The organism is Nonomuraea sp. NPDC003201, assembly GCF_053590415.1.
The window spans coordinates 1-17294 of the sequence record NZ_JBSFTC010000103.1 but is presented as its reverse complement, the minus strand read 5'-3'; the positions used below and the strand labels follow the sequence as shown (position 1 = coordinate 17294).

At 70.1% G+C, this 17294-nt stretch carries 20 protein-coding genes; 11 read left to right on the top strand and 9 right to left on the bottom strand.

The window, feature by feature from the left end:
• Window positions 1-8: 8 nt before the first annotated feature.
• Entirely contained in the window at window positions 9-602 is a 594-nt protein-coding gene (locus ACWDX9_RS30415) for an exonuclease (RefSeq protein ID WP_350737493.1), read from the bottom strand.
• A 114-nt stretch (window positions 603-716) separates the two neighbouring features.
• Here ACWDX9_RS30415 and ACWDX9_RS30410 point away from each other — a divergent pair, with 114 nt between their 5' ends.
• Window positions 717-1535 (top strand): hypothetical protein, encoded by an 819-nt coding sequence (locus tag ACWDX9_RS30410; RefSeq protein ID WP_449959817.1) that lies wholly within the window; start codon window positions 717-719, stop codon window positions 1533-1535.
• Here the strand turns inward: ACWDX9_RS30410 and ACWDX9_RS30405 are convergent.
• The gene (locus tag ACWDX9_RS30405; RefSeq protein WP_449959815.1) at window positions 1506-2945 is read right to left on the bottom strand and encodes a hypothetical protein; all 1440 of its coding nucleotides are present in this window, start codon (window positions 2943-2945) and stop codon (window positions 1506-1508) included. The two genes, ACWDX9_RS30410 and ACWDX9_RS30405, sit on opposite strands and share 30 nt — an antisense overlap.
• 70 nt (window positions 2946-3015) lie before the next feature.
• Between ACWDX9_RS30405 and ACWDX9_RS30400 the strand changes: the two genes are divergently transcribed.
• Entirely contained in the window at window positions 3016-3483 is a 468-nt protein-coding gene (locus ACWDX9_RS30400; RefSeq protein WP_449959814.1) for an anthrone oxygenase family protein, read from the top strand.
• On the opposite strand, the gene ACWDX9_RS30395 is transcribed toward ACWDX9_RS30400, so the two are convergent.
• The gene (locus ACWDX9_RS30395) at window positions 3468-4025 is read right to left on the bottom strand and encodes a CGNR zinc finger domain-containing protein (RefSeq protein WP_449959812.1); all 558 of its coding nucleotides are present in this window, start codon (window positions 4023-4025) and stop codon (window positions 3468-3470) included. The two genes, ACWDX9_RS30400 and ACWDX9_RS30395, sit on opposite strands and share 16 nt — an antisense overlap.
• Window positions 4026-4110: 85 nt before the next feature.
• Between ACWDX9_RS30395 and ACWDX9_RS30390 the strand changes: the two genes are divergently transcribed.
• Window positions 4111-4944, top strand: a complete 834-nt coding sequence (locus ACWDX9_RS30390; RefSeq protein WP_449959811.1) for an alpha/beta fold hydrolase — start codon at window positions 4111-4113, stop codon at window positions 4942-4944.
• 89 nt (window positions 4945-5033) lie between these two features.
• Here ACWDX9_RS30390 and ACWDX9_RS30385 read toward each other — a convergent pair whose 3' ends face one another.
• Window positions 5034-5264, bottom strand: a complete 231-nt coding sequence (locus tag ACWDX9_RS30385) for a DUF3073 domain-containing protein (protein ID WP_350737475.1) — start codon at window positions 5262-5264, stop codon at window positions 5034-5036.
• Window positions 5265-5416: 152 nt separating this feature from the next.
• Window positions 5417-6496, bottom strand: a complete 1080-nt coding sequence (locus ACWDX9_RS30380; RefSeq protein WP_449959809.1) for a Glu/Leu/Phe/Val family dehydrogenase — start codon at window positions 6494-6496, stop codon at window positions 5417-5419.
• Between the two features lie 107 nt (window positions 6497-6603).
• Between ACWDX9_RS30380 and ACWDX9_RS30375 the strand changes: the two genes are divergently transcribed.
• Both ACWDX9_RS30375 and bldC read left to right on the top strand, forming a co-directional pair.
• A complete protein-coding gene (locus ACWDX9_RS30375) occupies window positions 6604-7467 on the top strand; it encodes a hypothetical protein (RefSeq protein ID WP_449959807.1) in 864 nt (287 codons plus the stop codon).
• 322 nt (window positions 7468-7789) lie between these two features.
• Window positions 7790-7993, top strand: coding sequence for a developmental transcriptional regulator BldC (gene bldC, locus ACWDX9_RS30370; RefSeq protein WP_013133571.1), 204 nt, complete (start codon window positions 7790-7792; stop codon window positions 7991-7993).
• Window positions 7994-8174: 181 nt separating this feature from the next.
• Here bldC and ACWDX9_RS30365 read toward each other — a convergent pair whose 3' ends face one another.
• On the bottom strand, window positions 8175-8825 hold the full coding sequence (locus ACWDX9_RS30365) for a TetR/AcrR family transcriptional regulator (RefSeq protein WP_364261151.1): 651 nt from the start codon (window positions 8823-8825) through the stop codon (window positions 8175-8177).
• A gap of 147 nt (window positions 8826-8972) precedes the next feature.
• Here ACWDX9_RS30365 and ACWDX9_RS30360 point away from each other — a divergent pair, with 147 nt between their 5' ends.
• The 4 genes from ACWDX9_RS30360 to ACWDX9_RS30345 all read left to right on the top strand — a co-directional run bounded on the left by ACWDX9_RS30360 (window position 8973) and on the right by ACWDX9_RS30345 (window position 13054).
• Window positions 8973-10022 (top strand): LacI family DNA-binding transcriptional regulator, encoded by a 1050-nt coding sequence (locus ACWDX9_RS30360; RefSeq protein WP_449959805.1) that lies wholly within the window; start codon window positions 8973-8975, stop codon window positions 10020-10022.
• A 215-nt stretch (window positions 10023-10237) separates the two neighbouring features.
• A complete protein-coding gene (locus ACWDX9_RS30355; RefSeq protein WP_185069048.1) occupies window positions 10238-10486 on the top strand; it encodes a hypothetical protein in 249 nt (82 codons plus the stop codon).
• Between the two features lie 97 nt (window positions 10487-10583).
• Entirely contained in the window at window positions 10584-11456 is an 873-nt protein-coding gene (locus ACWDX9_RS30350; protein ID WP_449959804.1) for an N-acetylmuramoyl-L-alanine amidase, read from the top strand.
• On the top strand, window positions 11453-13054 hold the full coding sequence (locus ACWDX9_RS30345) for a beta-N-acetylhexosaminidase (RefSeq protein WP_449959802.1): 1602 nt from the start codon (window positions 11453-11455) through the stop codon (window positions 13052-13054). The genes ACWDX9_RS30350 and ACWDX9_RS30345 overlap by 4 nt, the downstream gene beginning before the upstream one ends.
• A 1-nt stretch (window position 13055) precedes the next feature.
• On the opposite strand, the gene ACWDX9_RS30340 is transcribed toward ACWDX9_RS30345, so the two are convergent.
• The 3 genes from ACWDX9_RS30340 to ACWDX9_RS30330 are packed head-to-tail and all read right to left on the bottom strand — an operon-like array spanning window position 13056 to window position 15339.
• On the bottom strand, window positions 13056-13610 hold the full coding sequence (locus tag ACWDX9_RS30340) for a GNAT family N-acetyltransferase (RefSeq protein ID WP_449959800.1): 555 nt from the start codon (window positions 13608-13610) through the stop codon (window positions 13056-13058).
• Between the two features lie 19 nt (window positions 13611-13629).
• Window positions 13630-14682 carry a quinone-dependent dihydroorotate dehydrogenase gene (locus ACWDX9_RS30335; RefSeq protein ID WP_449959798.1) on the bottom strand — a complete coding sequence of 351 codons (1053 nt, stop codon included), beginning with the start codon at window positions 14680-14682 and terminating at the stop codon, window positions 13630-13632.
• Between the two features lie 6 nt (window positions 14683-14688).
• A complete protein-coding gene (locus ACWDX9_RS30330) occupies window positions 14689-15339 on the bottom strand; it encodes a response regulator transcription factor (RefSeq protein ID WP_350737450.1) in 651 nt (216 codons plus the stop codon).
• Window positions 15340-15357: 18 nt separating this feature from the next.
• Between ACWDX9_RS30330 and ACWDX9_RS30325 the strand changes: the two genes are divergently transcribed.
• Together ACWDX9_RS30325 and lpdA are read left to right on the top strand one after the other, a co-directional pair.
• Window positions 15358-15732, top strand: coding sequence for a tautomerase family protein (locus tag ACWDX9_RS30325; protein ID WP_449959796.1), 375 nt, complete (start codon window positions 15358-15360; stop codon window positions 15730-15732).
• A 20-nt stretch (window positions 15733-15752) separates the two neighbouring features.
• Complete coding sequence (gene lpdA / locus ACWDX9_RS30320; RefSeq protein ID WP_449959794.1) at window positions 15753-17132, top strand: dihydrolipoyl dehydrogenase; 1380 nt, start codon at window positions 15753-15755, stop codon at window positions 17130-17132.
• The last annotated feature ends 162 nt before the right edge of the window (window positions 17133-17294 follow it).

Genomic DNA, 17294 nt, shown 5'->3' with positions numbered 1-17294 from the left:
CGGTCCCCTCAACGCTCTCCGGGATCCCTCAGAGCTTCCTGTGCGGATTCTGAAGATCTCGTGAGAATGACCGCCTCGAACATCCGCGCCAGCTCCGCCGCGTCCTCCTCGGCGTGATGCGTGTGCGGCAGCCCTTCGAGGCCCAGCCGCCGCTTCATGGTCCTCTTGCCCGTCTCCGACCACTGGCAGCCGGTCTGTCCCATCCAGTAGCTGCGCAGGTCGATACCCGAGCCGGTCACCCCGAACGGGCTCTTGCCGGTGAACCGTACGAAATACCAGTGCACGAACATCCCGTCCCACACCGCGGGCGCGGCCAGGAACACCGGGCGGCCGACCTTCCGCAGGCCGTCGACCCAGCGGGCGGCCGCCGCCATGGCCACCTCGGGGGCGGGGGCCTCCCGCAGCAGCCGGTCGCGGTCGAGACCCGAGACGGCCAGCGCCTCGGGCACGAAGTCGTCGGAGATCGGCCGCAGCTCCGTGTAGAAGGTCAGGCCGGGCCGCCCGGCCACGGCCATCCCCAGGGAGATCATGCTGTACGGGCCCGGGATCGGCCCGTCAGCCTCCACGTCCACGGCGACATACAGCTCAGGAAGTCGTGACACGGGTGAAAGCGTAGCTGCACGACATCTGCACCACCTCCGCACACGGGGCTGGTGGATCCGGCGGGGCCGCACGCGGTGTGCTCGGAGAGCAGCCTAGTGGGGGAGGCGTCGCGTATGGACGAACCGATCGTGGATCCCGCCGCCTCCCGGCGGGAACGGCGGCGGATCCGCGGTGTCCGGACGCTGTTGCTCGGCCGCCGGGAGCCCGCGCCACCGCCGTGGACGAGGCGCCTGCTCGCCGTCGCCGCGGGGGTCACGGGGCTGAGCGGCGCGCTGTTCGGCGCCGCGGCCCTCAGGACCGACCACGAGTCGGCGGCGATGGCGGGGCTGATGGTCTTCCTCGTCATGGTGCTCTACATCGGCGTCTCCTGGCCCGAGCCGGAGCGGAGGGACGGCGAGCGGCACGTCCACCCCGCCGAGCTGGACTCCGAGGCTCTCACCCTGCTGGCCCGGGCCAGGCAGGCGATCCTGGAGGTGACCGACTCCCGGGTGAACCGCCTGGGGCTCCTCGACACCGTCGCCAACGACGTGGTGCTCCCCGAGCGGCTGTGGCACGTCGCCCGCCTCCTGCGTACGCAGACGGAGCTGCGGGCCGAGCAGGCCGAGGCGCGGGTGGAGCTGATGACGCCCGAGCTGGCCGCCGTGCTCGAACCCCAGCAGGAGGCCCTGCGCCGCTCCGTGGCGGCGGTCACCGAGCGGGTGTGGGAGCTGGAGGTGTACGCCGGCCGCGTCAAGGCGGCCGACTCGGCCCTGCGCGCCCAGGAGCTGCAGCGCAGCAACGACAGATATCGGGACCTGCTGGCGCAGACCGGCGACGCCGAGGGCCTGCGCGGCCTGACCGAGCAGGCGGACACGCTGGCCAGGAGCCTGCGCGAGGCGGTCGAGGCGGGCCAGACGCTGGCCTCAGAAATCACGCCACTCGTCGAACCATGAGCCGGCCTCGCCCGAGGGCACGCCCGCCCGCGCCGCCAGCGCCATGAAGGCGTCGCCCGCCTCCTCCCGCCGTAACGTGTCGATCATCCCGTGCCGTCCGTCGAGGTCGTTGAGCCTCTCCACGAACTCCCGCAGCGTCTGCCTGGCGTCGGCCACCCCGCCCGGATCGTCGGCGCTCAGCCGCCCGATGGCCTCGGAGGCCGTCGTGAAGGCCCGGCACGCCGCCGCTCCCGCCCGCCGGTCGTCGTCGACCCAGTCGCGCAGCGGATTGTCGATGTTGGCGGCCAGCCACTTGTCCGACTTGGCGCCGCGCAGCCGGACCCGCACCTCCGAGCCCCGGTAGCGCTGCTTGATCGGCCCGCTCTGGCTGCTCCTGAGCGAGGCGACGCTGACGTGCCGCAAGGCGCCGCCGGGCGGGGGCAGCATCGACGCGTCCACCCCGTACGCGTCGATCAGCTCCAGCGTGTGCAGCTTGGGGAACGCGGTCGCGCCGACGAGCCCGCCGTACGAGCGCAGCCACTGGATCCGCAGCGACTCCAGCTCGGCGAGCCCGTCCAGCGCCGCGAGCCGCAGGTCGCCCGCCACCTCCATCGCCACGTCGCGCACGCCGCTCAGCCCGGCGGGGACGCCGGAGCGGGTCGTCACGTGGATCCACCGCCCGCCGGCGGCCGCCGTGACGAGCTCGGGCGGCGCCGCGTCCAGGCGCAGGCGGGTCAGGGTGGGCGGCAGGACGAGCCGGCGCGGCGAGGCTCCGGCGAACGTCAGATCGTTGAGCTGCGTCCCGCCCAGATCGACCTCGACGGGCGGATCGGCCCAGTGCAGGCTGGTGATGATCGGCCGGGACGAGAGGGCGGCGGCGAGGCCCCGGTCGGGCCCGGCCCAGGTCAGCGAGGTCACCCGGGGCAGCGCGTCCAGCCCGGCCCAGCGCACCTCGCCGTGGAGCTCCCGCAGGTCGAGCCCGGACACCATGGCGGGCCTGCGGATCCGCCGGCCGCCGAAGTCGGCCTCGACCTGCCCGGGAGCGGCGCTCTTGTAGGCGGCCTTGACCTCGTCGGGCACCCGCAGGTCCCAGTGCCGCTGCAGGACGACCTGCACGCCCAGGGCGGGCCATCCGCCGTACGCGCTGGTCTGGCACGGCATGCCGGCGCTCACCGGCAGCGACCCGAGCCGGACGAAACCGGCGGGCAGCGGGGCGGCCGCGTCGACGGACAGGATCTGGGGCACGCCCTCCCAGCTGTGGTGGTCGATGATCAGCGGGCGGGCCCCGCGCAGGTCGTCGAGCGCGGGCGCCGCGTCGGAGTGCCAGTCGAACACGCACACCGTCAGCTCGCCGCCCGCCGCCGTCACCTGGCACGCGCCGAAACCGCCGAGCGGCAGGGGCACGGCCACGACGTCACCGATCTCCAGCATGCCCGGCAGGCTAGCAACCGCGGGCGACAACCCCGTGGAAAAGATTTCGCCCGCGCGGGATCATTGCCGCATGGACGTACTCGCGGCCGTCGCGGTGATCCTCGCGCTCGCGCTCAACGGCCTCATGGCAGGGGTCTACTTCGCGTTCTCGACGTCGGTGATGCCCGGCCTCGACGCCGTCGACAAGGAGCAGGCGGCAGCCGTCATGCGGAGCATCAACCAGAAGATCCTCAATCCGGCGTTCCTGTCGACGTTCACGCTGGCGCCGATCCTCGCGCTGGTCGCCGGGATCCTGCTGTTCGTGGCCGGACCCGGCAGCCTGCCGGGCATCCTGGCCGTCGCGGGCGCCGTCGTCGCCTTCGCCGGCTCGATCATGGTGACGGGAGCGGTCAACATCCCGCTGAACAACGCGATCGACGCGGGCGAGGTCGACTGGGCCGACTACCTGCCCCGCTGGACCCGCTTCAACACCGTGCGCGGCTGGGCCTGCGCGCTCACCGTCGTCCTCCTGGGCGCCGCGCTCTACGTCTGGGAGTGATCCGGCTTGTGCCGCTGGTAGTAGCGGGCGACGCGGATCCGGTTGCCGCAGAGCGTCGGTGAGCACCAGCGGCGGCGGGGGTGGGCCGGGAGGAAGAGCATCCGGCAGTCGGGGGCCTCGCAGGAGCGGACCTTGCCCACGTCGGGGTCCGTCAGCAGCTCCACGGCCGCCTCGGCGAGCTGCGTGAGCAGGCGGTCCACGTCCGTGCCGTCCCGCCGCGCGACGCTCGTGAAGACGACTCCCCGGACCTCCAGCCGAGGGTACGGCGGGGAGAGCCGCAGGGCCTCGTTGATCGCCGCGATCGAGTCGGGCGGCGCGGGGACGGCCTGGCGGGCGGCGTCCAGGGCCGCCTCCACATGACCGCGCAGCCGGCGGACGGCGGCCAGGTCGGCGGCCGGGAAGGGCCCGCCGGGCAGGGTGAGGCGGTCCGACTGCCTGGCCAGCCAGTCGCCGAAGTCGGCGGACCGGTCCAGGGCGTCGTGGTCGCGGGACCGTGTGTTGACCAGGTCCAGGGCCAGGGGCTCACCCGTCAGCAACTCCATGCCGCTAATGCTACATCCACGAGTTGACCCATTAGCGCCAGTCGGTCTATAACTAATGCGTCTTCGCAAGAAAGAGGCATGTGAGATGCGGATTCCCCACATCAGGCACGGGTTCGTGGACGTCGAGGGGGTCGAGGTCTTCTACCGGGAGGCGGGGCCGGAAGGCGGGGTCCCGCTGCTGTTGCTGCACGGGTTCCCGTCCGCGTCGCACCAGTACCGGCGGCTCATGGACGCCCTGGGCAGCCGCTATCGGGTGATCGCGCCCGACTATCCCGGGTTCGGGCACACGCGGACCCCCGACGGTTTCACGTACTCCTTCGACCGGCTGGCCGACGTCGTCGAGGGGTTCGTGCGGGCGATCGGGCTCGGGCCGTTCGTGCTGTACGCGTTCGACTTCGGCGGGCCCGTCGGGTTCCGGGTGGCCGAGCGGCATCCCGAGTGGATCGCGGGGCTCATCGTGCAGAACGCCAACGCGTACGACGAAGGGTTGTCCGAGGTGGCGCGCCAGGCCGTCAAGGCGCCGTCCGGCGAGCTGTTCACGCTGCCGTTCACCCGCGGCCAGTACGAGGACGGCACGGCGGACCCGGCACTCGTGGCGCCCGACGGATGGACGCTCGACCAGCACTTCCTGGACCTGCCGGGACGCAAGGAAGCGCAGCTGGCCCTCGCCCGCGACTACGCCGGGAACCTCGCGCGCTACCCGGCCTGGCAGGCATGGCTACGCCTGCACCGCCCGCCCACGCTGGTGCTCTGGGGGCGGGGAGACGCGATCTTCCTGGAGGCGGGCGCCCACGCGTACCGGCGGGACGTGCCCGAGGCGGAGGTGCACGTCTTCGACACCGGGCACTTCGCGCTGGAGGAGAAGCTCCCGGAGATCGCGCCGGTCATCGCGGACTTCCTGGAAAAGACGACCACGTGACGAAAGCCCCACGGTTACCCGTGGGGCCCGACGAGCGTGAACGAGAATCCGGCGCGGACGCCGGTCCTCGTCACGTCAACCAGGAACGGCTATCGACGGCCGGGAGGACGGTCGTCTTCGTCGTCTCCGGCGCCATAGTCATCGGCGTAATCGGCATAGCGATCCGCCAGCTCATCGTTGAGGTCGTCGGCGTCGTCATTGCTGCTGGAGTCTCCGACCCCGAGTTCATCGCGAAGACGATCAAGATCTGTGCCACCGCTGTTGTACTTCAGCTGGCGAGCAACCTTGACCTGCTTGGCCTTTGCTCGGCCGCGCCCCATTGGCTCGACCCCCTCGTGTGGGGTCGTCCCCGACCCCCTCGTCGCTAACGCACCACACACTGACGCCGCGTCTCTTTGGGCGTCAGCCTATCGTTCGCCTATTACCGTACCTGTTTTGTGCCCAGCTCGGTACGTCGTATGGGCGTGGGCCGTCAGCGGCCCAGCCAAATGCCCCTAATACGCCCGACTTCCGACATTCTGCGCTCGGCTAGCCTATCCGCTGCGACAGCGGGCGGAACGCCCTCATCGGCAGCGATTTGGAAGATCTTCAGGGTCGTGTCGTAGATCTGGGTGGCCTTCGATCTGGCTCGTTCCATGTCGAAGCCCTCGATCTCGTCCGCGACCTGGATCACGCCTCCCGAATTGACGACATAGTCGGGCGCGTAGAGGATGCCGCGCTCGGCGAGTTGCTTCTCGACCCCGGGGTGGGCGAGCTGGTTGTTGGCCCCGCCGCAGACGATCTTCGCCCGGAGCCGGGCGACCGTCGCGTCGTCGAGCGCGCCGCCCAGCGCGCACGGCGCGAACACGTCGATGTCGGATCCGCTCAGCTCGGCCGCGTCGGCCACCACGTCGACCTCCGGGTGGCGCAGGCGCACCCGCTCGACGGCCTTGGGGGCGACGTCGCAGATCACGACCTCGGCGCCGTCCTCGCGCAGGAGCTCGACCAGGCGGTGGCCCACCTTGCCGACTCCTTCGACGCCGACGCGCCTGCCGTGCAGCGACGGAGTGCCGTACACGCGCTCGGCCGAGGCCCGCATGCCCTGGAACACGCCGTACGCCGTGAGGATGGAGGAATCCCCCGCCCCGCCGTAGGCCGGCGAGCGGCCGGTCACGAAGCGTGACTCGCGGGCGATGACGTCCATGTCCTCGCTGTAGGTGCCCACGTCGCAGGCCGTGACGTAGCGCCCGCCGAGCGACTGCACGAACCTCCCGTAGGCGCGCAGCAGCGCCTCGTTCTTGTCGTGGGCCGGGTCGCCGATGATGACGGCCTTGCCGCCGCCCAGGTCGAGCCCGGCCAGCGCGTTCTTGTAGGACATGCCCTTGGCGAGGTTGAGCACGTCGGCCAGGGCCGCGCTCTCGCTCTCGTACGGATAGAAGCGGGTGCCTCCCAGCCCAGGGCCCAGGGCCGTGTTGTGGATGGCGATGATGGCACGCAGGCCGCTCTGCTCGTCGGCGCAGAACACGACCTGCTCGTGGACGTCCTTTTGGGACGAACCGAAGACGTCGGTCACGGTAGTGACTCCCTGTCCGGTCCGCCGCACCTTTGCGACGGAGATCACCTCACAGCGTAGTAAGCCACAACGGTGCACGCAGGTTCGCTTCATGACACGATGCCTCCGTGCTGCCCTATGCCGCCTACCTCCGCGTCTATGAGCCACTGACCGCGTTCGCCGAACCCGAGCGCAAGGTGTGGGCCGACTACGCCGACTCACGGGACCGCCCGCGCCGCGCGAACGCGCTCAATGCGGAGCACGGCGAGTCGGTCATGCGCCTTCTCGGTATGCCCCCTCAACCCGTTCCCGCCCAGGAGAGCCCCAACGCCTATCTGCGGCGTGTTGAGGACCGTCTCTATGTCTGTCCCTGGCAAAGCCGTTTGCGCTCGTGGCTGGCGTTCTCAAGGCTGCGTGGCACCACTCCTGTGAAGCTGATGGACCATCTGGTGCCCAAGGCGATCGCGGAGCAGGTGGCGGACGACTTCGACCGGTACAAGCGGCAGGCCGGTTCGTCCGCGTTGCGTACGCACATTCGCACCACGGCGTGGCATGTGCCGCCATCGTGGTTCGTGCCGTTTGATGGGAACGAGCGCTGGCTGGTGCTCGGCTCCGCCAACCCGGGACAGGACGTGACGACCGCTACCGGACGCAACCTCATCTACGTCACCTCCATGGCGCAGGCCAGGAGGCGGGCGGCCAGGGCGCTCAACGTGCTGCGCAGGCACCTGGGCGACGTGGCGGCCAACTTCGACGTGGAGGACGTCGCCAGGTGGCTGGAGGAGTTCCACCCGCACTCGCTGGTGGAGCTCGACTACGGCGGCCTCGTCCACCTCATGGACGACGACGCGTTGCAGGCGGACCAGTCGGTGGCCGAGCTGGCGGGAGCCCTGACGGGCCTGGACACGGGTCAAGAAGAACTTGCCTACGCCATGTACCAGAGGGTGATCCTCCGGTGGAAGTCAATGCAACAGCTGGAATCTGCCAACTGAGGCTCAATACGACCGTCTGACCTGCATGAGTAGGTCACGTCTCCCGGCTGCTCTCTTCTGCGAACTGAGTAGTTTGCCGTTTTCACTGCGATACCACGAACCGTGTCGCTAGAATCACCGAGCGTGACATCGCCGCGGGGGCGGGCAGTTGGGTCAAAGAAGGGCTCGCCAATCGCTCTGCGTGGCGGTATGGTCACATCGGGTGATGCCGCATATGGCTCAGAAAAGCCGCACGCTCTGTGCCATAGGGGGACATCCGTGACACGCGCAAAGGCAGTCACAGGATCGCTAAGCCGGTCCACACGGAGGAGAGGCCGCACAAATGTCAGCTCGTACACCCGAGGCCGAGCCACTGCTCACGCCCGCTGAGGTCGCGACCATGTTCAGGGTCGACCCCAAGACCGTTACGCGGTGGGCCAAGGCGGGTAAGTTGACGTCGATTCGAACCCTCGGCGGTCATCGGCGTTACCGGGAGACCGAGGTCCGGGCACTGCTCGCGGGGATTCCGCAGCAGCGCTCGGAGTAAGTGAGGGTCGTCACGGATCCTCAGGGGGGTTGAGGGTGAGCCAGGCCGACGGCCTGGTCCACCGTCGTGGCGACACAACGTCGCATGGGAGAGTTGGCGCCGCCCGCCCGGCGCCATCCTTCTCTCCACGAGGGAAGGCAACGGATCTGAGCGACCGAGCCGCCTCACGCAGTGAGGCAAATTACGCGAGTCGTTCCAACAGCGTGGCCACGGCGCCGTCGTAGGCGGCGGCCACGCCGAGCAGCGCGACCATGTGATCGACGAGCATCTTTTCCAGCGTCGGTCGCTCTATGTCACGGTGCTCGAGCCAGTCGAGGCCGGCCGTCTCCACGGAGGCGATCCATGAGCGCAGGGTCGTGCGCAGCACCGGGCTGGCCTCATCGACCCGCATCTGCTTCAGGATGAGGCGGAAGAGACGCTGGCGTACGCCGTCGACGATCTCGCCGATCTCGCCCGCCCGGTTGGCGGGCCCCCCGCGCAGCAACGCGGCGAACCCGGCCGCGTGCTCCTCGACGAAGTCGAAGTAGCGCCTGAGCCCGGAGGCCAGCTCTTCCAGCGGCCTGCCGCCCTCATGGGGTCGAAGCCGGGACTCCAGCTGCTCCGCCGCGCTCCTCAGCGCGGCCACGTAGAGCTCCTGCTTGCCACCGAAGTAGTGGTAGACCAGGGCCCGCGAAGCGCCCGCCGCCGAGGCCACGTCGTCGATCGAGACGTCTTCCGCGTCACGGGTGCTGAACAGCTCGAGCGCGGCCGCCATCAGCTCCTCGCGACGCCGGTCGACACTGAGCCTGCGCCGCGCCGGCCGTGCCGTCTCGGCTGACTTCCCGGGTGTCACACCTGCACAGTAGCCGACGCCGTGCCGCCCGTTCCCCGGGTTAACCCGCGACGATTCCCTGAGTCAAAGAGTGAGAAGGCCGTACCCTGCCGCGAACTCGATCGTTTGGTGAGACAGGTGCCCATATCCGCATCGCGGGGGAGACACATGTCAGGACCGCCCGTCAAGACTTCAACCATTACCGAGCTCAGAGAGGTAGACACACTGCCTCGGCCCAGACCGACCATCCGCAACGTCGCCGAACGAGCCGGCGTCTCGAAATCGCTGGTCTCTCTCGTGCTGCGCGGATCCCCGCACGTGAGCGAGCACCGGCGCCAGGCCGTGCTGCAGGCCGCCCGCGAACTCGGCTACCGGCCGAACGCGGTCGCGCGGAGCCTGGTCGAAGGCCGTACGCATCTGGTGGGCGCGCTCGTCGCCGACCTGCACAATCCGTTCTACGCGGAGTTCCTCGACGGTCTGCAGGAAAGCCTGCACGGCGACGGCCTGCGCATGCTCATAGGGAACAGCCAGTGGGACCCGGCGTTCGAGGACGAGGCCGTCGAGGCCTTCCTCGAGCTCAGGGTGGACGGGCTGGTCCTCCTGGGCATCGCGCCGACCAGCGAGACGCTGATCGAGGCCACCGCCTACACCCCGACCGTCGTCGTAGGGGAACGTGACATCGAGCTCGACGGAGTCGACATCGTCGTCGACGACGACCAGCTCGGCGCTCGCCTGGCCATCGACCACCTGGTCGAACTCGGCCACAAGCGCATCGCGCACATCGAGGGCCGGCGCTCGTCGCGCTGCGAGGGCTACCTCGTGGCCATGCGCAGGCACTCGCTGGCGCCGTACATCATGGTCGAGGCCGCGGACTCGACCGAGGAGGGTGGCAGGGAGGCGGCAACGGCGCTGCTCACCCGCGACCCCAGGCCCACGGCGATCTTCGCCGCCAATGACGTGGTCGCGCTCGGCGTGCTCTCGGCCGCCAGCGACCTGGGCCTGCGAGTCCCGCAAGACCTCTCGGTGGTCGGCTACGACAACACGCACCTGTCGGCCTCCCACCACATCTCGCTCACCTCGGTCGACCAGCCCCGGCGCACCATGGGAAGGTCGGCGGCGGCGCTGCTGAGCGACCGGATCGGGGACCCCGCGAAGGTCTCGCGCCTGCGCGAGATCCGCCCTGAGCTGATCGTGCGACGAAGCACGGGTCCGGCCTAAGACGAATAAGAAATCTGCAAAGCCGACTGCCGCTGTGGCGAGGATCGCGCGCACGACGGTAGAGCGGCAGTCTGCTGGAGCAGGTTTCTTGTTCGCAAAGGCTCAAGGCTGGGTCAAGCCGCGCGGAGACGTGGCCGCGCGGCTGTTTACTCGTCAGGGTCATGCTATTTGTGGCCGGATTCGATCCGGCCACGATCTGATCCGGGGGAACAGTCATGCGTGATCCGGAACTAGTGTCTTGCGCCCAGCGCGCGGCGGCCGAGCTCGAGCGCGCCTGGGGCCACTGGCGGGCGGGGAGGGGGCGGGGCGTCGACGGCGCCGCTGAGTCGGTCGCCAGTTACGTCGCCCACTCCCTCGACCACCCGTGGGGCCGGCCCCGCGTCGTCCTCGGGCTCGACGCCGAGGACGCGCGGGAGCTGGCCGCCCTGCTGGAGCGCCAGGAGATCGGTGAGCGTGTCTGGTGAGGGGCTAGGGGCCCGGCCAGGATGTAGGATTCCCCGCCACTCGCCGTAGTTGGCATAAGAGGGGCTTGAGCTCCGGGCTTGCCGTAAGTTGGATGCCATGCGTGCTCTGCCAGCCTCAGCTCTCGTCGTTTGCGGCCTGATCGCCTCCGCGTGTGGCGGCACCGGCACCGGTGGCGCCGCGGCAGGTCAGGCCGCTCCCGCGACCAGCGCGGAGCAGACCGGCGCCGAGCAGACTCCCTCCGAGCAGACTTCCGCCGAGCAGACTCCCGCCAAGCGGACTTCCGCCAAGGAGTCCCCGCCCGACGCCAAGCCCATGGAGGGCAAGGTCGTCGTGATCGACCCGGGCCACAACGGCGGCAACTACCGCGACCCCGCGGCCGTCAACCGCAAGGTCAACGTGCTGACCAAGTGGAAGCCCTGCGACACGACGGGCACCCAGACCAACAGCGGCTACACCGAGGCCGCCTTCTCCTTCGACGTCTCCAAGCGGCTCGTCAAGATCCTCGAATCCCGTGGGGCCACGGTCAAGCTGACCAGGACGAGCAACGACGGTGTGGGCCCGTGCATCACCCAGCGGGCCGCCATCGGCAACAAGGCCCATGCCGACGCGGCGATCTCCATCCACGGCGACGGCGCGGCCCCCGCCAACCACGGCTTCCACGTCATCATGCCGAAGAAGATCAACGGCCCCGTGGACAAGGTCGTGGGCGCCTCCAGCAGGCTCGGCATCGACGTGCGCGACGCGTTCGCCAAGGGCACGGGCCTGCCGTACTCCACCTACATCGGCCGCAACGCGCTCGACTACCGCAACGACCTCGGCGGTCTCAACCTGTCGACCGTGCCGAAGATCTTCATCGAGTGCGGCAACATGCGCAACGCCGCCGAGGCGGCCAAGTTCCAGGATCCCGGCTTCCGGCAGAAGATCGCGCTGGCGCTGGCGAACGGATTGCAGCACTATCTCGAAACATGATTCCTCGCCCAGAGCTGCTCAGCGATCTTTCCGGTTCCTTCGAGCTGACCTCGGGCGCGACCGTGTCCGGCGACCTGGTGGACGCCGTACGCCTCGCGCTCCCGCGGCTCGACCTGCGGCCCGGCGACGCCGGTGAGATCGACGTCCGGCGGGATCCGGCGCTCGGCGAGGAGGCGTACCGGCTGACGGTGGGTTCGCGGGGCGTGGAGATCGTGGCCGGCGGGCGGGCCGGGGCCTTCTACGCGGCGCAGTCGCTGCACCAGTTGCTGCCCGCCGCCTCCTACCGGTTCTCCACCGGGGCCTCGTGGCCCGTTCCAGGGGTGCGGATCGAGGACGCGCCGCGCTTCGCCTGGCGCGGCCTGCACCTGGACGTGGCGCGGCACTTCTTCCCCAAGCGGGAGATCTTCCGCCTGCTCGACCTGATGGCGACGCACAAGCTCAACCGTCTCCACCTGCACCTGGTGGACGACCAGGGGTGGCGGGTGGAGAGCAGGGCGTACCCGCTGCTGCACGAGGTCTCCTCGCACCGGCCGCGTACGGCGTCCAACTACTGGCGGGAGCCGGACACGTACGACGACCTGCCGCACGGGGGCTACTACACGCTCGACGACCTGGCCGAGATCGGCGCCTACGCCCGCGCCCGGTGCGTCACGGTCGTCCCCGAGATCGACGTGCCCGGGCACGCGTCGGCGATCCTGGCGGCGTACCCGTCGCTCGGGGCTACCGGAGAGCGGTACGACGTGCTCGACCGGTGGGGCATCTCCTCGGCGATCCTGTCGCCGCTGCCGCCGACCGTCGAGTTCCTGACCACGATCTTCGACGAGCTGATCGGGGCGCTGGGCGAGACGCCCTACGTGCACATCGGCGGTGACGAGGTCGTGCTGGACCATTGGGGCGAGTCCGCCGAGATCACCGCGTACCGCGACTCGCTCGGGCTGGCCACCTCCAACGACCTGCAGGCGTGGTTCCTGCGGCAACTCGCGGACGCGCTGGCCGAGCGGGGCGCGCGGGCCGTCGTGTGGGACGAGGCGTTCGTCAGCGGCGGGCTGCGGGAGGACACCGTGGTCATGCCGTGGCGGGGCATGGGGGTGGGCCGCCGGGCCGCCGCGGCCGGGCACGACGTGGTGGCGACCCCGGTGTTCCCGCTGTACTTCGACTACGCGGAGGCTTCCTCGGCGGACGAGCCCATGGCCATCGGCGACGCCACCACCGTCTCGGACGTGGCCGCCTTCGACCCCGCGCCGGCCTCGTGGACGGAGGAGGAGCGCGCCCGGGTCCTGGGCGCCCAGGCGCAGCTCTGGACCGAGCGCGTGCCCGACGCCCGCACGGTCGACTACCGCCTGTGGCCGCGGGCGTGCGCGCTGGCGGAGATCGCGTGGGCCGGTCCCACGGACGGCTTCACGGACGGCTTCGAGGGACGGCTGGAGGAGCACCTGGGGCGGCTGGACGCGCTCGGGGTGGAGTACCGCCCGCCGGCGGGGCCGCACCCGTGGCAGCGGCGGCGCCCGCACCGGCCGGGCGTGTTGCGCGTCCAGGAGGCGATGGCCCACATCGAAGGCATGACGCACGACGCGGAGTCGACCCGCCCCAGCGTGTGACTCACATGGCTGGGCGGTCGTTGAGGATGCGCTGGAAGAGGCGGCAGGTCTGCCACCTGCCGTCGATCTCGAGGTAGCGGTCGGCGGTGCCGTACGGCTCGAACCCGGTCTTGACCAGCACGTTCTGCGAGGCCGCGTTGTCGAGCAGGACGCTGGCCGCGATCCGGTGCAGCCGCAGCTCCTCGTCGGCCATCCGGCACACCTCCCGCACGGCGCCGGTGGCCAGGCCGCGCCCGATGTAGCCGCCGTCCACCCAGTAGCCGAGGTCGGCGCTCAGCCAGGGGCCGCGGACGATGCCGCTGAGCGTCGCGCGGCCCACGATCTCCTCGCCGTCCGCGAGAACCCAGGCCATCGCCCGGCCCTGCGCCTGATCTTCGAGCAGGCCCTTGAGCCGCTTGGCCTGTCCGTCCGCGGTGAAGAACTCGTCGGGCCTGCGGGGCTCCCACCGCTTGAGGTGGTCGCGGTTGCGGTCGTAGGCGCGTACCAGGGCCTCGACGTCCTGCTCGGCGGCCAGGCGCAGGGTGATGCCGTCCGCTAGGGGTACCTCTTCGATCATTCGCCCCACGATAAGGGATTCAGGCGGTACGGCCGATGGCGTCCGTAATGGACTTGAGGCCGTGGCGGCGTACCCGCCTGGAGAGCTGCCGGTGGATGCGCGAGGCCCAGAGCGGGCCGCCGTAGACCCAGCCCGTGTAGCCCTGGACCAGGGTGGCCCCGGCGAGCAGGCGCTCCCAGACGTCGTCCACGTCCTCCACCCCGCCGACCGACACCAGCGTGAGCCGGTCGCCGACCCTGGCGCGCAGGCGCCTGAGCACCTCCAGCGAGCGGCCCTTGAGCGGGCGGCCCGACAGCCCGCCGGTCTCGCCGTCGTGCCTGATCGTGGTGTTGGTGGCGATGATGCCGTCCAGGCCCAGCTCCAGCGCCAGGTCGGCGACCGCGTCCACGTCCTCGTCCGCGAGATCGGGCGCGATCTTCACCAGCAGGGGAGTGGGACGCGGCGTGCCGTCCGCGACCTCCTTGACCGCCGTGAGCAGCGGCCGCAGCAGCGAGACCGCCTGGAGGTTGCGCAGCCCCGGGGTGTTGGGCGAGCTGACGTTGACCACCAGGTAGTCGGCCAGCGGCGCGAGCTCCTTGGCACTGGCCACGTAGTCGGCCACGGCCTCCGACTCGGGCACCACCTTGGTCTTGCCGATGTTCACCCCGACCACGACGGGGACGCCCCGGGCGCGGCGCAGCCTGCGGGCGGCGGCGGCCGCCCCGGCGTTGTTGAAGCCCATCCGGTTGATCACCGCGCGCTCTCCCACCAGTCTGAACAGGCGCGGGCGCGGGTTGCCCGGCTGGGCGTGCGCGGTGATCGTGCCGACCTCGACGTGGCCGAAGCCGAGCGCGGCGATGCCCTCGGCGCACGCGGCGTCCTTGTCGAACCCGGCGGCCAGGCCCAGCGGACCAGGGAAGTGCACGCCGAACGCGGTCACCCGCAGGGCCGGGTCGCGGGGCGCGAGCGTGCGGAAGAGCAGCCGCTTGACCACGGGCAGCTTTGCGAGGAGCGCGAGGGCGCTCACGGTCTGATGGTGCACGGCCTCGGCGTCGAAACGCCGCAAGACCTGCGTGAACACGAGGCGATACATCACGCGTCAGGCTACCAATCCGGCCTCGTGGGCGATGATTGCGGCCTGCACGCGGTTGCGCACGCCGAGTCTGGTGAGGATGGCGCTCACGTACGCCTTCACCGTGCCCTCGACGATGTGCAGCTCGCGGGCGATCTCGGCGTTGGACATGCCCGCGCCGACCAGGGCGAGCACCTCGCGCTCCCGGTCGGTGAGCGGGCCGACGCGGTCGCGGGCCTGCGCCCCCTTGGTCATCTTTCCGCCCGCGAAGTGGGCGATCACCCGCTGGGCGACCCTGGGCGACAGGTACGCGGCCCCGTCGGCCACCGCGTGGATCCCGGCGATCAGCTCGCGCGGATCGCCCGACTTGAGCAGGAACCCGCTCGCCCCGATGTCGAGCGCCTTGGCGATGTAGTCGTCCTCCCCGAATGTGGTCAGCATCACCACGGCCGTGCCCGGCGCGACCCGGCGCATCTCGCTCGCCGCCCCCAGGCCGTCGAGTCTGGGCATGCGGATGTCGAGCAGGGCCACGTCGGGGCGGTGGCTGATGGCCAGGTCGACGGCCTGCCTGCCGTCCCCGGCCTCGGCCACCACCTCCAGCGACGGGTCGGAGGCGAGGATGGCCTTGACCCCGGCCCGGATCATGGCCTCGTCGTCGGCCAGGAGTACGCGGATCACGCCCTCTATATTGCCGATATGGCACAGGTGAAGGTGTACGGGCGCAGGGACGTGTGGGCCGGACGGCAGCGGGAGATCTCCGATCTGGTGCAGTCGTGCCTGGTGAGCGCGTGGGGCGTGCCGCCGGAGAAGCGGTTCCACCGGTTCCTGCTGCTGGAGGAGGACGACTTCGTCTGCCCTGGGCGCAGTGACCATTACCTCATCATCGAGGTGATCTGCTTCACCGGGCGCAGCGACGACGCCAAGCGGGCGCTGATCAGGGAGATCTACGACAAATCCGGCTACGAGCCCGAGGACGTGGAGATCACGATCATCGAGATGCCCAAGGTGAACTGGGGGATCCGCGGGGTGCCCGCCGACGAGCTCACCCTCTCGTACAAGGTCGAGGTCTAGCTGACGGTATGGTCCGACTCATGAGCACTCACTATGACGTCGTCGTTCTCGGCGCGGGTCCCGGAGGGTATACGGCCGCCGTCCGCGCCGCCCAGCTCGGACTGCGCGCTGCGGTCGTCGAGGAGAAGTACTGGGGTGGCGTCTGCCTGAACGTGGGCTGCATCCCGTCCAAGGCGCTGCTGCGCAACGCCGAACTGGCCCACATCTTCAACAACGAGGCCAAGACGTTCGGCATCAGCGGCGAGGTCACCTTCGACTACGGGGCGGCCTTCCAGCGCAGCCGCAAGGTGGCCGACGGTCGGGTCAAGGGCGTTCACTACCTGATGAAGAAGAACGCCATCACGGAGTACGACGGCCGCGGCACGTTCCTGGACGCGAACACGATCCAGGTGAACGGCGAGACGATCACGTTCTCCCACTGCATCATCGCGGCGGGCGCGACCACCCGGCTGATCCCGGGCACGCGGCTTTCCGAGCGGGTGGTGACGTACGAGGAGCAGATCCTCACCGAGGAGCTGCCGGAGAGCATCATCATCGCGGGCGCCGGCGCCATCGGGGTGGAGTTCGCGTACGTGCTGCACAACTACGGCGTCAAGGTGACGATCGTGGAGTTCCTCGACCGGGTGGTGCCGCTGGAGGACGAGGAGGTGTCGGCCGAGCTGGCCAAGCGCTACAAGCGGCTCGGCATCGAGGTGCTGACCTCGACCCGCGTGGACGCCATCGAGGACACCGGCGCCTCGGTCAAGGTCACCGTCACCCGCGGCGGCGAGACCCGGGTGCTCGAGGCCGACAAGGTGCTGCAGGCCATCGGGTTCCAGCCGCGCGTCGAGGGCTACGGCCTGGAGAAGACGGGCGTGGCGCTGACCGACCGGGGCGCCATCGCGGTCGACGGGCGCTGCCGTACGAACGTGCCGCACATCTTCGCCATCGGCGACGTCACCGCCAAGCTGATGCTGGCGCACGCCGCGGAGTCCATGGGCATCATCGCCGCCGAGACGATCGCCGACGCGGAGACCATGGAGCTCGACTACGTGATGATCCCGCGGGCCACGTACTGCCAGCCGCAGGTGGCCAGCTTCGGCTACACCGAGGCGCAGGCGCGCGACCTGGGCTATGACGTGAAGGTGGCCAAGTTCCCCTTCACGGCCAACGGCAAGGCGCACGGCCTGGGCGACGCGGCCGGCTTCGTCAAGATCATCAGCGACAACACGCACGGCGAACTGCTCGGCGCCCACCTGATCGGGCCCGAGGTCACCGAACTGCTGCCGGAGCTGACCCTGGCCCAGCAGTGGGACCTGACCGTGCACGAGGTCGCCCGCAACGTCCACGCGCACCCGACACTCGGCGAAGCGGTCAAGGAAGCGATCCACGGCCTCGCCGGCCACATGATCAACATGTGACCGCCCGGGAAAGCACGGTCCTCACCCGGGAGGCGCTACGCGCCGGCCCTGCCTCCCAAGGGGGCGAGCCCCAATGCCGCTTAGTTAAGAGTGGCGTTCGGTGTGATCACGAGTGGGGCGCAGCTGAGTGGCAGGGGGTTGGTGGCAACGAAGCTCCCCTGG